Genomic DNA, 17,246 nt, shown 5'->3' with positions numbered 1-17,246 from the left:
GCACGTGAGGGACACCAAGGAGAGCAGGCTCCTGCTCCTGCTTCTGGTCGCCATCGCCTTCGCACTGATCACGATGGACCTCCGCAGCGGGGAGGAATCGCCGCTGGACGGGCCGCGCGAGGTCGCCGCCACGGTGTTCGGGCCGGTCGAGACCGGGCTCGCCCGGGCCGTCGACCCGGTCGGGAACGCCATCGGCGCCGTCCGCGACTCCGGACGTCGTCACGACCGCATCAGCGAGCTGGAGAGGGAGAACGCCGAACTCCGCCAGGAGCTCGGCAGCTCCGAGCACCGGGACTCCCGCATAAGGCAGCTCGACGAGATGCTCGGCACCGCCGGCGCGGGCCAGTACCGCATCGTCGGCGCCCAGGTCATCGCCATGGGCCCCGCCCAGGGTTTCTCCTGGACGATCACCATCGACGCCGGCCGTGACGACGGCATCCGCCGCGACATGACCGTCCTCAACGGCGACGGCCTCGTCGGGCGCGTCACCACGGTCGGTCCCGGCACCGCGACCGTCCTGCTGGCCAGCGACCCCAACTTCACCGTCGGCACCCGCATGGAGGGCAGCGACGAACTCGGGTTCGCCAACGGCCGCGGCGACGACAGCATCGACGTCCAGCTCCTCAACCACCGCGCCAAGGTGAAGGCGGGCGACCGGCTCGTCACCTTCGGCTCCGCCGACGGCAAGCCCTTCGTCCCCGGCGTCCCGGTCGGCGAGGTCACCAGCGTCGAGGCCGCCTCCGGCGACCTCACCCGCACCGTCCGCATCCGCCCCTACGTCGCCTTCACCCAGCTCGACCTGGTCGGCGTCGTCGTCGAACCCCCGCGCGACAACCCCCGCGACTCCGTGCTCCCCGAGCGCCCCGAGGACGCCCGCGAGGAGAAGCCCGCCGAGGGCGCCGACGACAACGACGAGGCCGACGACAACGACGAGGGCGAGGACGGGACCGGCACCGACGGCACCGACGGCACCGAGGGGACCGACGGCGGTACGGCCGACGGCGACCCCGGCACCGGCACGGAGTCCGGCGGGAACGACACCGGCCAGGGCACCGGCCCCGGCACGGGCACCGACCCCGACGCCATCGTGGGAGCTGACTGACCATGCGCCTGACCCGCACCCTCCTCACCACCGTGCTGGTGATCGTGGCGCTCGTGCTCCAGGTCACCGTCCTGGCGCGCCTCCAGCTCCCCGGCGCCGTCCCCGACCTGCTGCTGCTCACCGTCCTCGGCCTCGCCCTGGTCTACGGCCACGTCGGCGGGGCCCTCGCCGGGTTCGGCGCCGGCCTGCTCGCGGACATCGCGCCCCCGGCCGACCACGCGGTGGGCCGCTACGCCCTCGTCCTCTGCGTCATCGGTTACGCGGCGGGACTGACCCGCCCCGAGACCGGCCCCCACCGCTCCGCGACCGTCCCGATGATCGTCGTCGGAGCGGGCGCCGTCGCCTCCACCCTGCTCTACGCGGGGGTCGGCACCCTCGTCGGCGACACCGCCGTCGCCCTCGGCGGCCTGATCACCCTTGTCGTCACCGCCACCCTCTACGACCTGCTGCTGGCACCGTTCGCCGTGCCGCTGGTCATGGCGCTGGCGCGCAAGCTGGAGGACGACCCGCTCGCCGCCGAGTCCGTCTCCGGCTCCGCCGGCGGCAACGACACGATCAACAGCTGGGCCCAGCCCTCCCGCGCGTCGCTCTTCAAACGCCCCGGCGGCAGCACCAAGCCGTGGTCCCCGCTGCTGGGGCGCAAGGGCCGAGCCTCCCGCGTCACCATGGGCGGCCGCCCGAAGGCCGGACGGATCAAGGGGGTCAAGCGGCTGTGAGCAACATCCCGGAGACGGGCCGCACCTCCCGCATCACCATCCGGCTCGTCGTCATCCAGATACTGGTCCTCTCGCTGCTCCTCACCCTCGGCGGCCGGCTCTGGTACCTCCAGATCCGCAACGGCCACGAGTACCAGGAAGCAGCCGCCGGCAACCACGTCCAGCAGGTCGTGCAGCCCGCGGTCCGCGGCTCCATCCTCGACGCGCGCGGCGTCCCGCTGGCCGACAACGAGACCCGCCTCGTCGTCTCCGCGGACCGCACCGAGCTGATGCGGCAGCGGGACGGCGGCAAGGAGGTCCTCGCCGACCTCGCCGAACTGCTCGGCATGTCGGAGGAGGAGGTCGCCAACAAGGTCCGCCTCTGCGACGCGCAGACCCCGCAGCCCTGCTGGAACGGCTCCCCCTACCAGCCGATCCCCGTGACCGACGAGGCCACCACCGAGCAGGCGCTCCAGATCCGCGAGCGGGCCGAGGCGTTCCCCGGCATCAGCGCGGAACCGACCGCCGTGCGGCGCTACACCGCGCCCGACGGCGCAGCCACCTCGCAGGTCCTCGGCTACCTCTCGCCCGTCACCGACGACGAGGTGCAGGAGGCCAATGACACCGCCTCCCCGCTGCTGCGGTCGGACCAGATCGGCCGCTCCGGGCTGGAGCGCACCTACGACTCCTTCCTGCGCGGCAGCGCCGGCATCACCCGCTACGAGGTCGACAAGTTCGGCCGCGTCATCGGCGAGGCCGACAACGACGAGGCCGTCGCCGGCGCCAACGTCGTCACCAGCATCGACGCCCGCGTCCAGGCCGTGGTCGAGAAGGAACTCGCCCAGGCCATGAAGGACGCCCGCACCCAGACCGACGAGATCACCGGCCGCACCTACGAGGCGGACTCGGGCGCCGCCATCGTCATGGAGAACGACACCGGCCGTATCGTCGCCATGGCCTCCGCCCCCGACTACGACCCCAACGTCTGGGTCGGCGGCATCTCCGGCGGCGACTACCAGGAACTGACCGGCGAGGACTCCAACTTCCCGCTGCTCAACCGCGCCATCCAGGGGCAGTCCCCGGCCGGCTCGACCTTCAAGGTCGTCACCTCGGCGGGCGCCGTCAACGCCGGCTACCCCTTCGACGGCCGGTACGACTGCTCGTCCTCCTACAGCATCGGCAGCCAGACCTTCCGGAACTTCGAGTCCACCGGCTACGGGCCCATCACCCTCGGCCGTGCCCTGGAGGTCTCCTGCAACACCGTCTTCTACCGCCTGGCCCACCAGGAGTGGCAGAAGGACGGCGGGCCGAACCCGAAGGAGGACGCCAACGACTACCTGTACGACACGGCGCTCGGCTTCGGTCTCGGCGCCACCACCGGCATCGACCTCCCCTCCGAGGTCCCCGGCCGCGTCCCGGACCGCGAGTGGAAGCGGTCGTACTGGGAGGCCAACAAGGACTCCTGGTGCGAGATGGCCAAGTCCGACAAGCAGGACTTCGCGCACCGCCTCGCCCGGGAGAACTGCGAGGAGGGCTGGAAGCTCCGCGCCGGCGACGCCGTCAACTTCTCCATCGGCCAGGGCGACGTCCTGGTCACCCCGTTGCAGATGGCGGTGATATACGCCGCGATCGCCAACGGCGGCACCATGTACCAGCCGACCGTCGGCAAGGCCGTCATCGGCGCCGACGGTTCCCTGGTCGAGGAGATCGAGCCCGTCGAGACCGGGAAGCTGCCGGCCAGCGAGCAGACCATACGGCAGCTGAAGGCCGCGACCGCCGACGTCGTCTCCACCGGTACCGCCTCCTGGCGGTTCGGCGGCTGGCCGCTGGACGAGATCCCGCTGTACGCCAAGACCGGTACCGCGACCACCGACAACAAGCAGTCCCGGTCGTGGCTGACGACGTTCTCCGAGGACTACACCGTCGTCATGACCATCGACCAGGCCGGTACCGGCTCCGGCGCCTCCGGCGTGGCGGTCCGCCGCATCTACGAGGCGATCTACGGTGTCGCGGAGGACGGCTCCGTCGACCGCGGCAAGGCGCTGCTGCCCGAGCCGATGCGCAGCCTCCCGGAGATCGACGAGAACGGCACCATCATCGCGGACGAGGGGTGAGGCGGTGAGCATCCACACCTACGTGGGCGCCCGGCGCACCGGCCAGCAGCCGGCCTGGATGCGGCTGACCGCCCGGGACTCGCTGCTGCGGCGGGTCGACTGGGTCCTGATGGGCGCCGCCGGCGCCCTCTCCGTGCTGGGCTGCCTGCTGGTGTGGTCCGCCACCCGGACGCGCACCGGCATAACAGGAGGGGATCCGCAGTACTTCCTCCTGCGGCAGGTCGTCAACCTCGCCATCGGTGTCGCGCTCGCGGTGGGCGTCATGTGGCTCGGCCACCACCGGCTGCGCGGCTTCGTCCCGGTGTTCTACGTGCTCACCCTCGTCCTGATGCTGCTGGTGTTCACTCCGCTGGGCACCGAGATCAACGGACAGCGGGCCTGGCTCGCGATCGGTGACTACACGATCCAGCCCGGCGAGTTCGCCAAGGTCGCCGTCATCATGGGCATGGCGGTCATACTGGCCGCCCGGGTCGACGCCGGGGACAACCCGTACCCCGGCGGCAAGACCATGCTCCAGGCGCTCGCCATCGCGGCGGTGCCGCTGTGCATCGTGCTGGTGGACGACACCGGCATGGCCATGGTGATCGCGGCGATCATCCTCGGCATCCTCTTCGGCTCCGGCGCCCGCATCGGCTGGACGCTGGGCCTGGTCGCCGCCGGGGTGGCCGCGGCGCTGGCGGTCTGGTTCCTCGGTCTCCTCGACCAGTACCAGATCGACCGGTTCGCCGCCTTCGCCGACCCCAGCCGGGACCCCTCGGGGGTCGGCTACAACACCAACCAGGCGCGGATCGCGATCGGCTCCGGCGGGCTCGACGGCAAGGGGCTCTTCCAGGGCACCCAGACCACCGGACAGTTCGTCCCCGAGCAGCACACCGACTTCATCTTCACCGTCGCCGGTGAGGAGCTGGGCTTCCTCGGCGCGGGGGCGATCATCGTGCTGCTGGGGGTCGTCCTCTGGCGGGCGCTGCGCATCGCGCGCGGTGCGACGGAGCTGTACGGCACGGTCATCGCCACCGGCATCGTCGCCTGGTTCGCCTTCCAGTCGTTCGAGAACATCGGCATGGCGATGGGCATCATGCCGGTCGCCGGCATCCCGCTGCCGTTCCTCTCGTACGGCGGCACGTCGATGTTCGCGACCTGGATCGCCATCGGCCTGCTCCAGTCGATCCGCATGAAACGGGCACTGTCCGCCTCCGCCTGACCCGGCCCGTCCCGGTGCCCCGTACCGCCGCGCGGTGCGGGGCACCGGCGCGACGCAGTACGCTGAACGGCCGATCCCCTTGTCCGCGGCCCACGCCGCCGCCCGGCGGCGCGGCCCGACCGTACAGCGCGACCGACACCCCCGGAGTTGTCACCCATGCCAGTCGAATCGGTCTTCCCGCGCCTGGAGGCCCTCCTCCCGCACGTCCAGAAGCCGATCCAGTACGTCGGCGGCGAGCTGAACTCGACCGTCAAGGACTGGGACGCCTGTGACGTGCGGTGGGCGCTGATGTACCCGGACGCGTACGAGGTCGGCCTGCCCAACCAGGGCGTCATGATCCTCTACGAGGTGCTCAACGAGCGCGACGGGGTGCTGGCCGAGCGGACCTACAGCGTCTGGCCGGACCTGGAGAAGCTGATGCGGGAGAACGGCGTCCCGCAGTTCACCGTGGACGCCCACCGGCCGGTCGGCGCGTTCGACGTCTTCGGCGTCTCCTTCTCCACCGAGCTGGGGTACACCAACCTGCTGAACGCGCTGGAGCTGGCGGGGGTGCCGCTGGAGGCCGCCGACCGCACGGAGGACCACCCGGTGGTGGTCGCCGGCGGGCACGCCGCGTTCAACCCGGAGCCGATCGCGGACTACATCGACTGCGCGGTGATCGGCGACGGCGAGCAGGCCGTCCTGGAGATCACCGACATCACCCGCGAGTGGAAGGCGGCCGGCCGCCCCGGCGGACGTGAGGAACTGCTGTTCCGCCTCGCCCGCACCGGCGGCGTGTACGTCCCGCGCTTCTACGACGTGGAGTATCTGCCCGACGGCCGCATCGCCCGCGTCGTGCCCAACCGGTCGGGCGTGCCGTGGCGGGTGTCCAAGCACACCGTCATGGACCTCGACGAGTGGCCGTACCCCAAGCAGCCGCTGGTGCCGCTGGCCGAGACCGTCCACGAGCGGATGTCGGTGGAGATCTTCCGCGGCTGCACCCGCGGCTGCCGCTTCTGCCAGGCCGGCATGATCACCCGGCCGGTGCGCGAGCGCTCCATCACCGGCATCGGCGAGATGGTCGACAAGGGGCTGAAGGCCACCGGCTTCGAGGAGGTCGGGCTGCTCTCGCTCTCCTCCGCCGACCACAGTGAGATCGCCGACGTCGCCAAGGGGCTCGCGGACCGCTACACCGACGACAACGTCGGGCTGTCGCTGCCCTCGACCCGGGTCGACGCCTTCAACATCGACCTGGCCAACGAACTCACCCGCAACGGGCGCCGGTCCGGTCTGACGTTCGCCCCCGAGGGCGGCAGCGAACGCATCCGGAAGGTCATCAACAAGATGGTCTCCGAGGAGGACCTGATCCGCACCGTCGCCACCGCCTACGGCAACGGGTGGCGCCAGGTGAAGCTGTACTTCATGTGCGGGCTGCCGACCGAGACCGACGAGGACGTCCTCCAGATCGGTGAGATGGCGACCCGCGTCATCGCCAAGGGCCGCGAGGTGGCCAACTCCAACGACATCCGCTGCACCGTCTCCATCGGCGGCTTCGTCCCCAAGCCGCACACCCCGTTCCAGTGGGCGCCGCAGCTCTCCGCCGAGGAGACCGACGCCCGGCTGGAGAAGCTGCGGGACCGCATCCGCGGCGACAAGAAGTACGGCCGCAACATCGGCTTCCGGTACCACGACGGCAAGCCCGGCATCGTCGAGGGCATGCTCTCCCGCGGCGACCGCCGCATCGGCTCCGTCATCCGCGCCGTCTTCGAGGCCGGCGGCCGCTTCGACGGCTGGCGCGAGTACTTCTCGTACGACCTGTGGATGGAGGCCGCCGCCAAGACCCTGCCGCAGCAGGGCGTGGACGTCGCCTGGTACACCACCCGCGAGCGGTCCTACGAGGAGGTCCTGCCCTGGGACCACCTCGACTCCGGCCTCGACAAGGACTGGCTGTGGGAGGACTGGCAGGACGCCCTCGACGAGACCGAGGTCGAGGACTGCCGCTGGACCCCCTGCTTCGACTGCGGGGTGTGTCCTCAGATGGACACCAGCATCCAGATCGGCCCCACCGGCAAGAAGCTCCTGCCGCTGACGGTCAAGAAGTAGCGACGCCGCCCGACCGCGACATCCGTTGCGGCCGGGCGGTCGAACGGGAGCCCCCTGCCGCCGTTGCGGGAGGGGGCTCTGTGGCGCTGTGCGTGCGGTGGGGTCAGGCTTTGAGGTGCTGGACGAAGGCTGCCCACGCGGTGGTTGGCACGGTGAGTGCGGGGAGGGTGGTGTCCTTGCTGTCACGGACAGGGACGGCCCCGGAGCTGATCGCCGAGGGCTGCCACTCCACGCAGTTGTCGCCGCCGTTGCCGCTGTAGCTGCTCTTCACCCAGGGGGAGGGGATGGCGTTCACTGGTGCCTCCTCGTGACGTTCTCGGACGTCCCGGGCAAATGCTCGGGACTGAGAGCCGCTGCTTTGAGATGAACGTAGCGGTAGCCGACAAGTGCGGACCACGGTCCCGTCGGCCAACACCGGAGCCCCCTGCCGCTGTTGCGGAAGGGGGCTCGGTCGCGCTGTGCGTGCGGGTGGGGTCAGGCCTTGAGGTGCTGGACGAACGCTGCCCACGCGGCCGGGGGCACGGTGAGTGCGGGGAGGGCGGTGTCCTTGCTGTCACGGAGGGGGACGGCCCCGGAGCTGATCGCCGAGGGGCGCCACCCCACGCAGTTGGCTCCGCCGTTGCCGCTGTAGCTGCTCTTCACCCAGGGGGAGGGGATGGCGTTCACTGGTGCCTCCTCGTGAGGTCCTCGGACGTCCCGCGCGCATGCTCGGGACGTCCACTGTTCAGAGAAGAACGTAGCGGTGCGGGCGCGCTAAGGGCACGGCTTCGCTGGCCAACGGACGACCTTTGTACCGCTCGGATATGGGGAGCCCCCTGCCGCTGCGGCGGGAGGGGGCTCTGTCGCGCTAGTGCTCGCGGGGTGGGGTCAGGCCTTGAGGTGCTGGATGAAGGCTACCCACGCCGTGGTTGGAACGGTGAGTGCGGGAAGCGCGGTGTCTTTGCTGTCACGGAGGGGGACGACCCCGGAGCTGATTGCCGAGGGCTGCCACTCCACGCAGTTGCCGCCGCCGTTGCCGCTATAGCTGCTCTTCACCCACTGCTCTGAGCTGGTGATGCTCATTCGAAACTCCTCATTGCCTCTCGCATCATCCCGCGCGACTGCTCGGGTGACAGGGCGGAAGCCCTCAGCAAATCGTAGTGCCACTGGCGCATCAGGACCCCTTCGTTGTCCTCCACGAGTGTGCCCGTCGAGATCGACTCCTCGTAGGCCACTCGGGTGCCGTCCTCAAGAACCAGCAAGGTGAGCGTGCCGCCCATCAAGGCGTGCACACCGTGCGAGAAGGGAAGCACCTGGATTGTGGTCCTCGGGGTGAGGGCCAGCTCGCAGAGAATGCTCAGCTGTTCCCGCATCACCGCTCGGGATCCGACCTGGCGGCGTATGACAGCCTCATCAAGGAGCAATGCAAGCCGTCCTGGTCCGTGAGGCGCCCACCGTAGCTGCCGAGTCATGCGTGCTGTGACGAGGTCTGCGATCCGGCTGTCCTCCGCACACGGATCAGCGGCGCGAAACTGCGCCTCCGCGTAGGCGGGTGTCTGCACCAAGCCCGATACGATCTGCCCGGTGTACTCCCCGAAATGAACTGCTCTGTCCTCCAGCTCCATGCGTCGGCGGAACTGGTCGGGGTGGATCTCTTTCCGTGCCAAGCGGTAGAGCTTGGTGAAGAGGCCGTTGGCCTCCAGGAGTACGTCGAGGGCGCCGGGGAGGTCCGGCGGGATCATCGACTCAGCTGTCTCGTAGCGGGAGATGGCCGACTTGCTGCGCTTCAGCGAAGAGGCGAGCGACTCCAGCGTGTACCCCCGCTGCTCGCGCAACATCCGCAGCTCAGCACCGAAGAGGTGCCTGGCGGACAGGTCGGGGTTCAAGTCCCTGGCGCGTGCGGGCATTGCGTGCCTCCGTCCCCCCCGTCCCACGTCCATGGACGGGACATCAAAACCTTCTCCAGGGTAGCTGTGTGCATCCACTATCCACACGGAAAGTGAAGCCCTCGCGGCGGTCGCGGCGCGGGGGCGGAGCTCACGACTGTGAGGAGCGCTGTGATGGACAACCGTTTGAAGTGGCTGAGGATGATGACGTCTCCGCTGTGGGAGGGCGGCGGACGATCCGCGCGGGGACAAGCCACCTGTTGGAGGAGCACAGGCAGTAACTCCGCGCTCAACGGCAGCCCGTTGGCCGGGTGGTCGGCATGACGGCGATGGACGTGGGCGCGGTCGTGGTGCACCTGCCCACCGGCGCCATGTGCCAGGTGCGGCAGGTCGATCGCGGTCACGCGTGGATCAGGCCGGTCGGCGGCGGACGGGAGAACCGGGTGCCACTGGCCGAACTCACCGGCGACGGAGCGATTTCGGCGGGTGCGCTGGCCGAGGCGCGCACGGCCACCGACCGCCTCGCTGCTGCGCTGGCCGGCGCGGACATCGCAGCTCCCGGGCTCGCCGTGGACGGACGGGTGTGGGACTCACCGTCCCGCGGGACCGTACGACTCATCGCCCTCGGACATGTCCTCCCCGACGCCGCGCACGAGTTGGCCTCGCTCGTCGAACTGGGCTTCCGCGCACGGCATATCACCGATGTGGTGCGCAGCAGGAGGGCAGCGGCGTGAAGGGCGACCCCTACTACGGTCCGCAGAAGGACCCGGCCCGGTCGACGGAGTTCGAGCGGAGAGTGCTCGCTCTGCTGGACGAGTACGGCTACTGGATCGGCGGCGCTCCGAGCATCGAAGTCGGGGTGTGGGAGGCGGGCAGCGGAACCTGGGTGGGAATCCTGGAAGGTACTGGCCGAGCGGCGGTGGCCAAGCGCACCGGGTTGCCGCCGAGACGGCCGATCCGGCCCTGAGGTGCCGCGCTCGGTGCTCAACGGGCGCCGCCCTGGGCGTTGATCCTCCTTCCGCTCGGTCGACGATGCGTCCCGAGCGGAAGGACGGCGGGGCACGGTCCCCGTTCCGGACGGGCAGGCTGTCGGGACGGGAGACCCGTTGAGGGCGCGGTGGGCCCCGCCGGGCGTTGCGCCCTCAACGCTGCCCCGGCCGCGCCGTCGCCCCCGGTCGGGCACGCCGAGACCACCGGGAGGAGGGAAGGGGCGCCACGCACGGGTGATCCCGCGACGGATTCCGGCGCCGGGCGGTGGTGTGCCGTGCACGATGGGCCTGTGATCGAGACCGCCTCCGCCGCGTGGGACGCGTACGCGGCGTGCTCCCCGGAACGCCGACCGACCAACGGGTCCGGCGCGCGGACCTGGTTCAACTGGACGCAGTACCCGGACCACGGGCCGGGCGTCGAACTTCTCGGGCTCCGGCCCGGCGACAGGGCGCTCGACCTCGGGTGCGGCAGCGGGGGCAATGCCGCCCATCTTGCAAGCCTGGGCGTCGGCACCGTCGGTGTGGACGTGTCCACCCGGCAGTTGGCCAAGGCGCGTGAGCGCTGGCCAGACCACCCAGGGGTGGAGTTGCACCTCGTGGACGCCCTCACGCACCTGCGGGCGTCACCGGGCACCTACGCGGCCGTCTACTCCGTCTTCGGCGCCGTCTACTTCTCCGACCCGGCGATCCTGCTCCCGGCGATCCGGTCCGCTCTCGTGCCGGGCGGACGTCTGGTCTTCTCCCAACGGCCCGCTGTCGAGGGCTGCTACGGCGCGCAGGCATCGCTCATCCAGCGGGGACCGGACGAGGACCCGGCCGTCGTCCGCCGATGGGACCACGAACCCGGCACGTGGATCGGCCTCCTGCGCGCGGCGGGTTTCGTCCGGACGCGGGCGGAGATCCTGCCGGCCCCACCCGACAGCGGCCGCACCGAGGGCACGCTCCACGTGCGTGCTCTGCGACCCGGCCCGCCACGGTGCGAGGACCCCGAAGGGATCGACCTCCGGTGACTGTCACCCGTCCGACCGATCGCGCGCTGCGGATCGGAACCCGGGCTTCGGCGTTGGCCGTCGCCCAGGCCGAGCAGGTCGCCGCGCTGCTCGCAGCCACCGCCCCCGGGGTGCGCACCGAGCTGGTGCCGACCACCACCGAGGCGGACACCTGGCACGGCGACCTGGCGTCGCTCGGGGGCAAGGGCCTGTTCGTGAAAGCGATCGACCGGCAGCTGCAACGCGGCGAGGTCGACATCGCGGTCCACTGCCTCAAGGACGTGCCCGGTGATGTGCCGTTGCCGGACGGCCTCGTCTTCGCGGCGATGCTCCCTCGCGCGGACGCGCGCGACGCGCTCCTGGTCCCGGAGGGGGCGCCCGTCACCACTCCGGAGGATCTGCCTCCCGGGGCGGTGGTGGCGACGGCCGCCGTGCGTCGCCGCGCGCAGATCCTGGCTCGCTGGCCGCACCTGACCGTGGTGCAGGTGCGGGGCGCGATCGACACGCGGCTGCGGAAACTCGACGGAACCCGGGAAGGGCAGTCGGCGGACGCCATGGTCCTCGGCCGGGCGGGGCTGGAGCGACTGGGGCTGGCGGACCGGATCGTCCGTGACTTCGGGGTCGACGAGATGCCGCCGGCGGTGGGAGCCGGGGTGCTTGTGGTGGAGTGCCGCCGGGACGACCGGCCGACGCGCGATCTGCTCCGCGCCGTCGACGACCCCGCGACACGTGCCGAGGCCACCGCGGAGCGGTCCCTGCTGTACGGCCTGCGGGGCCACTGCAACAGCCCCATCGCCGGTTACTGCGTCACCACCGCCGACGGGCGGCTGGATCTGAGGGGCATGGTCTTCAGCCGGGACGGCTCCACGGTTGTGCACGCCCGCGCCCGTGGCGCGATGAGTGAGGACCCCGCGAAACTGGGGAGCCGGGTCTGCGCCGACCTGCTCCGTCAGGGCGCGCGGGACCTCATCGACAGCCCCGGGCAGTGAGCCGCCGGAACGGGCGGAGCCCCCTCCCGGTGGGGGAGGGGGCTCCGAGTCGTCGGCGGGGGCCGGGCGGTGCCGGGGTCAGCTCACCGGGTGCCGGGTGGCGGCCGGCGAGGAGCCGACGGCCCCGGCCCCGGCCTCGGGAGCGGCTTCGGCGGCGGCCACCGCCGCGGTCGGGCTCCCGGGCGGCGGGCCGAGCTTGCCGGCCAGGGCCTCGCCCTCGACGTCGAGGTTCGGCAGGGCGCGGTCGAGCCACCGCGGCAGCCACCAGATGTGCTTGCCGACGATCGCCATGACGGCGGGGACGATGAGCATCCGGACCAGGAAGGCATCGGCGAGGACACCCACGGCGAGGGCGAAGCCGATGGTCTTGATGATGGAGTCGTCCCCCAGCGCGAACCCGGCGAAGACACCGAACATGATGAGGGCGGCGGCGGTCACCACGCGCCCGCTGTGGGCGAACCCGTCGACCACGGCCTGCCGGGCCTCGGTGCCGTGGACGTACGCCTCGCGCATCCGGGTCACGAGGAAGACCTCGTAGTCCATGGCCAGGCCGAACAGCACACCGGTCAGCAGCAGCGGCAGGATGAACAGCACGGGCGAGGTGGCGTCCAGGCCGATCAGGCCGTTCAGCCAGCCCCACTGGAAGACGGCGACGGTGCAGCCGAGCGCCACGCCGACGGAGAGCAGGAAGCCCAGGGCTGCCTTGAGGGGCACGAGGACCGAGCGGAAGACCAGGACCAGCAGGACGAAGGCGAGGCCGACGACCACCAGCAGGTAGAGGGGGAAGACGTCCGCGAGTTCCTGGGAGATGTCGACGCCCACGGCGGTCTGGCCGGTCACCATGGCCGTCGCTCCGGTCAGGTCGGGCAGGTCGGCGAGGTCGGCGCGGAGCGAGTCGACGAGGTCCTTGGTGCCGGGGGCGGAGGGGCCGCCCTCGGGGATGATGGTGAAGTCGGCGAGGTCGACGGCGTCGAGCTGCCCGGCCAGCGCTGCCCTGGCCTCCGCGGAGTCGTCGGCGAGCGGCGGGACCAAGGCGCTGATCTCCCCGTCCGAGGCGGCCAGCGTCGCGTGCACCGCGTCGACGGCGCCCAGCTTGTCGTCGGCGCCCGCGGTGTCGACCACCACCAGCAGCGGCCCGTTCATGCCCTCGCCGAAGTTGTCGGCGATCAGGTCGTGGGCGACGCGGCTGTCGCTCCCGGCGGGGGCGACCCCGTTGTCGAGGATGGCGAGCTGCATGCTGCCCAGCGGCAGGGAGAGCACGGCGGCGACGGCGACGCCGCCGACGAGCGCCACGATCCGGTGCTTGCTGACGGCCTTCGCCCAGCGGCGGCCGCCGGCGCCGGTCGTCGCCGGGTCCTGGCGGTCGGCCTGGCCGTCCTCGGCGGTGCGCTTCCGCTCCCGGACCACGCGGCGGCCGGCGAACCCGAGGAAGGCGGGCAGCAGCGTCAGGGAGATCAGCACCGCGAGTGCCACCATCGCGGCCGCCGCGACGCCCATCTGCACCAGGAAGTCGATGCCGGTGATCGCCAGGCCCAGCAGGGCGATGATCACGGTCAGTCCGGCGAAGACGACGGCGGAGCCGGCGGTGCCGACCGAGGCCCCGGCGGCCTCCGCCAGCGGGCGTCCCGCCCTGACCTCGTGCTGGTACCGGGAGAGGATGAACAGGGCGTAGTCGATACCGACCGCGAGTCCGAGCATGGTGCCGAGCGCCGGGGTGACCGAGTTCAGCTCGGCGAAGCCGCTGAGCGCCGCGATGCTCGCCGCGCCGATGCCCACGCCGATGACGGCGGTGACCAGCGGCATGCCGGCGGCGACCAGCGAACCGAGGGTGACGGCGAGGACCACGAAGGCGACACCGATACCGATGACCTCGGCGAGGTCGTCGTGCAGGTCGGCGCCGGCGGCGTCACCGCCGACCACCGCGGTGATCCCGGCGGCGTCCGCGCTCTCCTTCACCGCGTCCAGCGCGTCGTGGTCGGCGGCGTCGACCTCACCCGGCGGGGTGCTGTAGTTCACCGCGGCGTAGGCGACGGTGCCGTCCTCCGAGACGGTGCCGGTGGTGAAGGGGTCGGCGACGTGGTCCACGTTCGCGGTCTCGACCAGGGCGAGCGCCTCCCCGACCGCCGCCCGGTTGGCGGGGTCGGTCAGCGACTCGCCCTCCGGTGCCTGGAAGACGATGCGGGCGGTGGCGCCGTCGGCGCCCGCTCCCGGGGAGCGCTCCTCGACCAACTCGAAGGCGTCGGTCGACTCCATGCCCTGCAGGGTGAAGCTGTCGGTGGTCTTCCCGGAGAGGGTGGCCGCGCCGACACCGGCGAGGACGAGGAGCAGCAGCCAGACGACCACCGTGATCCTGCGGTGGACGAACGACCATCGGCCGAGTCGGAACAGGTGCCAAGCCATGGGAGGCCTCTTTCGTGGGGTCGGTCGGGGGTGACGTGCGGTGGTGCCCGCCGCGTCCGAGGCACGGCCCGCTCCGGGGCGTGCCGGGCGGGGCGCCGGTCGAGGGCGCGTTCGGGCGGGACCGGCGTGGGGCGGGTGCCGGTCGGGGTCGGGGCGGGTGGTGTCAGCCGGCGGCCGGGCGGCGGAGCCAGGCGGTGGCGTCGCCGGGGAGCAGGCCGTCCGCCGCCGGACGGCTGGTCAGGACGACGTCGCCGGCCGGCAGCCCCACGGGGGTGTCGCCGAAGTTGGTGACGCAGACCCATCCGGAGGGGTGGGCGAAGGCGAGCACCTGCTCGGGGGAGTCGAGCCAGGTCACCGGGCCGCGGGTGCGCAGTCGGCGCCGGAGGCGCAGGGCCCGCCGGTACAGCGACAGCGTCGAGGAGGGGTCGTCGGCCTGTGCCGCCGCGGCCAACTCCCCGAACCAGGAGGGCTGGGGGAGGTGCGAGCCGTGGTCGCTGAAGCCGAACCAGGGAGCGTGCTCTTCCCAGGGCAGCGGGACACGGCAGCCGTCCCGGGTGGGGACCGCGGAGTCGTCGTTGCCGGCGACGGGGTCCTGGCCGACCTCGCCGGGCAGTGCCACCTCCGGGAGGCCGAGCTCCTCGCCCTGGTAGAGGTAGGCGCTGCCGGGCAGCGCGAGCAGCAGCAGCGTCGCCGCGCGGGCCCGGTCGAGTCCCGGTCCGGGAGGCGGCGCCTGGTCGAGCGTGCCGGCGGGGGTCCCGGGGGCGAGCCGCGTCGCGTGGCGGGGCACGTCGTGGTTGGACAGCACCCAGGTCGCGGCCGAGCCGTCGGCCGCGGCCCGGTCCAGGGTGCGGCGGATCGCGTCGCCGAACTCCGCGGCTCCCCAAGGGGTCATGAGCAGGTCGAGGGTGAAGATCTGCCCGAGGCTTCCGGGGTCGGTGTAGCGGGCGCGGCGGTGGGGGTCGACCCAGGCCTCCGCGACGGCGAACCGGGGCGGGTCGTAGCTGTCGAAGAGCCTCCGCCACTCGGCGTACACGTCCTGGACGTCGTCGCGGTCGTAGAGCGGGTTGCGCCCGTCCGAGAGAGGGCCGTCGCCCCCGCCGCCGACCAGCGCGGGGAAGCCGGCGTACACCTCGTCCCAGGGCGGCAGCGGTTCGCTGAGGTCCTTGGTCAGGCACATCGCCGCGTCGACGCGGAACCCGGCGACGCCGCGGTCGGCCCAGAACCGCAGGGTGTGCAGGAAGTCGGCGCGCACCTCGGGGTCGTTCCAGTTCCAGTCGGGCTGGTGGGGGGTGAAGAGGTGGAGGTACCACTGGCCGTCGTCGACCCGGGTCCACGCGGGGCCGCCGAAGAAGGCCGGCCAGTCCGTCGGCGGGAGCTCTCCTCGCTCGCCCCGCCCGTCGCGAAAGACGTAGCGCTCGCGGGCCCGGGAGCCCCGCCCGGCGGCGAGGGCCTCGACGAAGCGCGGGTGCCGGTCGGAGCTGTGGTTGGCGACGATGTCGACGACGACGTCGATCCCGGCGGCGGCGAGGCGGCGAACGACCTCGTCGAACTCGTCGAGGGTGCCGAGCGTCGGGTCGACGGCGCGGTGGTCGTCCACGTCGTAGCCGCCGTCGGAGAGCGCCGAGGGGTAGAAGGGGCTGAACCAGACGGCGTCGACACCGAGTTCGACGAGGTGGTCCAGCCGGTGGAGGACGCCGCGCAGGTCACCGGTGCCGTCGCCGTTCCCGTCGGCGAAGCTGCGCGGATAGACCTGGTAGACGACGGCGTCCCGCCACCGGGCGGTGGCGGCGTGTGCGGACCCGCGCCCGGTGTCGGCGTCGGTGTCGGCGTCGCTGTCCCGGGTGCTGACGGTCGCGCGGTGGCGGTGGTCACCGGACATGGGTCTCCTCGATCTCGGCACGACGGGGGGTGGGCACCGTCCGTTCGGCGGCGCGCAGCACCACCGTACACCAAAAGTTCCGCGCGGAACTTTTCGCTACGATGGCGATGCCGCGCCGCCCCGCAGCCCCACCGCGCCCCTCCGTCGATCACGCCGGAGAGCACCGCGCGCACGGCCCGGATAGCGGGCCGGCCGGCCGCGCGGCCCCTAGGATCGGGGGTCGCGCCGACCCCGAGCAGAAGGTGGTGACACCCGTGAACGACACCGGTGAGCAGGCCGCGCCCCGAACCAAGCGAGGCCCCTACCGCAAGGGCATCGAGCGACGCCGGCAGATCCTCGACAAGACCGTCGAGGTGTTCAACGAGCGCGGCTACGAACACACCTCGCTGCGCGCGATCGCCGAGTCCGTCGGCCTCACGCACGCGGCGGTGAGCCGCTACTTCGGCTCCCGCGAACAGCTCTTCGTCGAAGTGCTGCGCGAGGCCGACCGGCGCGCCGAGACCGACCTGGCGGTGGACGACAGCCTCACCGCCGCACTGAGCAGCGCCGACTTCATCACCCGCGTCCCCGGGCTGATGGCGCTCTTCAACAGCATGCTGGCCCGCGCGCTGGAGTCGGACAACGAGGACGCCCGCGCCTACTTCGTCGACCGCTACGCCCGGCTGCGCGGCCAGATCCGGGTGGTCCTCGAACACGGGCGGGCCATCGGCGCCGTCCGCGAGGACATTCCGCTCGACACCGCCGCCTCGCTGCTGCTGGCGGCAATGGACGGGTTGTCCACCCAATGGCTATTGGACGAGAAGGTCGACATGCAGGCCGGCATGACCCTGCTGGACCACCTGCTGGGCACCGACCCTCCCGGTACGTACCCCGCGCCCACCGCGGGCGTCCCCGCCGGCTGACGGCCCACCCCGCTGCGGCGCCCGGGCGCCGCAGCGGGG

16 protein-coding genes are annotated in these 17,246 nt (G+C 71.9%); 10 read left to right on the top strand and 6 right to left on the bottom strand.

Annotated elements, in window-relative coordinates; genetic code table 11:
• The first annotated feature begins 4 nt into the window (after positions 1-4).
• The 5 genes from mreC (at position 5) to HCN52_RS04200 (ending at position 7,194) form a co-directional block, all read left to right on the top strand.
• On the top strand, positions 5-1,102 hold the full coding sequence (gene mreC, locus HCN52_RS04220) for a rod shape-determining protein MreC (protein WP_168086994.1): 1,098 nt from the start codon (positions 5-7) through the stop codon (positions 1,100-1,102).
• Positions 1,103-1,104: 2 nt separating this feature from the next.
• Positions 1,105-1,818: a rod shape-determining protein MreD gene (gene mreD / locus HCN52_RS04215; RefSeq protein ID WP_168086993.1), complete on the top strand. Its 714-nt coding sequence runs from the start codon at positions 1,105-1,107 to the stop codon at positions 1,816-1,818.
• Positions 1,815-3,911, top strand: coding sequence for a penicillin-binding protein 2 (gene mrdA / locus HCN52_RS04210; protein WP_168086992.1), 2,097 nt, complete (start codon positions 1,815-1,817; stop codon positions 3,909-3,911). The genes mreD and mrdA overlap by 4 nt, the downstream gene beginning before the upstream one ends.
• A 58-nt stretch (positions 3,912-3,969) precedes the next feature.
• On the top strand, positions 3,970-5,112 hold the full coding sequence (gene rodA / locus HCN52_RS04205) for a rod shape-determining protein RodA (RefSeq protein ID WP_168087015.1): 1,143 nt from the start codon (positions 3,970-3,972) through the stop codon (positions 5,110-5,112).
• Positions 5,113-5,268: 156 nt separating this feature from the next.
• A complete protein-coding gene (locus tag HCN52_RS04200) occupies positions 5,269-7,194 on the top strand; it encodes a TIGR03960 family B12-binding radical SAM protein (protein WP_168086991.1) in 1,926 nt (641 codons plus the stop codon).
• Between the two features lie 103 nt (positions 7,195-7,297).
• Here the strand turns inward: HCN52_RS04200 and HCN52_RS25185 are convergent, their stop codons facing one another.
• From HCN52_RS25185 to HCN52_RS04180, 4 genes are all read right to left on the bottom strand, one after another.
• Complete coding sequence (locus tag HCN52_RS25185; RefSeq protein ID WP_168086990.1) at positions 7,298-7,489, bottom strand: DUF397 domain-containing protein; 192 nt, start codon at positions 7,487-7,489, stop codon at positions 7,298-7,300.
• 179 nt (positions 7,490-7,668) lie between these two features.
• Complete coding sequence (locus tag HCN52_RS04190) at positions 7,669-7,860, bottom strand: DUF397 domain-containing protein (protein ID WP_168086989.1); 192 nt, start codon at positions 7,858-7,860, stop codon at positions 7,669-7,671.
• Between the two features lie 201 nt (positions 7,861-8,061).
• A complete protein-coding gene (locus tag HCN52_RS04185; RefSeq protein ID WP_168086988.1) occupies positions 8,062-8,256 on the bottom strand; it encodes a DUF397 domain-containing protein in 195 nt (64 codons plus the stop codon).
• Positions 8,253-9,080: a helix-turn-helix domain-containing protein gene (locus HCN52_RS04180; protein ID WP_168086987.1), complete on the bottom strand. Its 828-nt coding sequence runs from the start codon at positions 9,078-9,080 to the stop codon at positions 8,253-8,255. Before HCN52_RS04180 ends, HCN52_RS04185 begins: the two co-directional genes overlap by 4 nt.
• Before the next feature lie 299 nt (positions 9,081-9,379).
• Here HCN52_RS04180 and HCN52_RS24665 point away from each other — a divergent pair, with 299 nt between their 5' ends.
• The 4 genes from HCN52_RS24665 (at position 9,380) to hemC (ending at position 12,026) form a co-directional block, all read left to right on the top strand.
• Positions 9,380-9,793, top strand: a complete 414-nt coding sequence (locus tag HCN52_RS24665) for a hypothetical protein (RefSeq protein ID WP_209314154.1) — start codon at positions 9,380-9,382, stop codon at positions 9,791-9,793.
• Positions 9,790-10,026: a hypothetical protein gene (locus tag HCN52_RS04170; protein WP_168086986.1), complete on the top strand. Its 237-nt coding sequence runs from the start codon at positions 9,790-9,792 to the stop codon at positions 10,024-10,026. Before HCN52_RS24665 ends, HCN52_RS04170 begins: the two co-directional genes overlap by 4 nt.
• Positions 10,027-10,338: 312 nt before the next feature.
• Positions 10,339-11,058: a class I SAM-dependent methyltransferase gene (locus HCN52_RS04165; RefSeq protein WP_168086985.1), complete on the top strand. Its 720-nt coding sequence runs from the start codon at positions 10,339-10,341 to the stop codon at positions 11,056-11,058.
• Positions 11,055-12,026, top strand: coding sequence for a hydroxymethylbilane synthase (hemC, locus tag HCN52_RS04160; protein ID WP_312876530.1), 972 nt, complete (start codon positions 11,055-11,057; stop codon positions 12,024-12,026). The genes HCN52_RS04165 and hemC overlap by 4 nt, the downstream gene beginning before the upstream one ends.
• 78 nt (positions 12,027-12,104) lie before the next feature.
• Here hemC and HCN52_RS04155 read toward each other — a convergent pair whose 3' ends face one another.
• Entirely contained in the window at positions 12,105-14,426 is a 2,322-nt protein-coding gene (locus tag HCN52_RS04155) for an MMPL family transporter (protein ID WP_168086984.1), read from the bottom strand.
• A gap of 163 nt (positions 14,427-14,589) precedes the next feature.
• The gene (locus tag HCN52_RS04150) at positions 14,590-16,305 is read right to left on the bottom strand and encodes an alpha-amylase family glycosyl hydrolase (protein WP_168086983.1); all 1,716 of its coding nucleotides are present in this window, start codon (positions 16,303-16,305) and stop codon (positions 14,590-14,592) included.
• Positions 16,306-16,559: 254 nt separating this feature from the next.
• Between HCN52_RS04150 and HCN52_RS04145 the strand changes: the two genes are divergently transcribed.
• On the top strand, positions 16,560-17,207 hold the full coding sequence (locus HCN52_RS04145) for a TetR/AcrR family transcriptional regulator (protein ID WP_312876529.1): 648 nt from the start codon (positions 16,560-16,562) through the stop codon (positions 17,205-17,207).
• The last annotated feature ends 39 nt before the right edge of the window (positions 17,208-17,246 follow it).

This window comes from Streptomyces bohaiensis, from assembly GCF_012033785.1.
In the GTDB taxonomy this organism is placed as follows: domain Bacteria; phylum Actinomycetota; class Actinomycetes; order Streptomycetales; family Streptomycetaceae; genus Streptomyces; species Streptomyces bohaiensis.
Note: the sequence above shows the minus strand (reverse complement) of the source record. Positions and strands in the feature narration are given on the sequence as shown.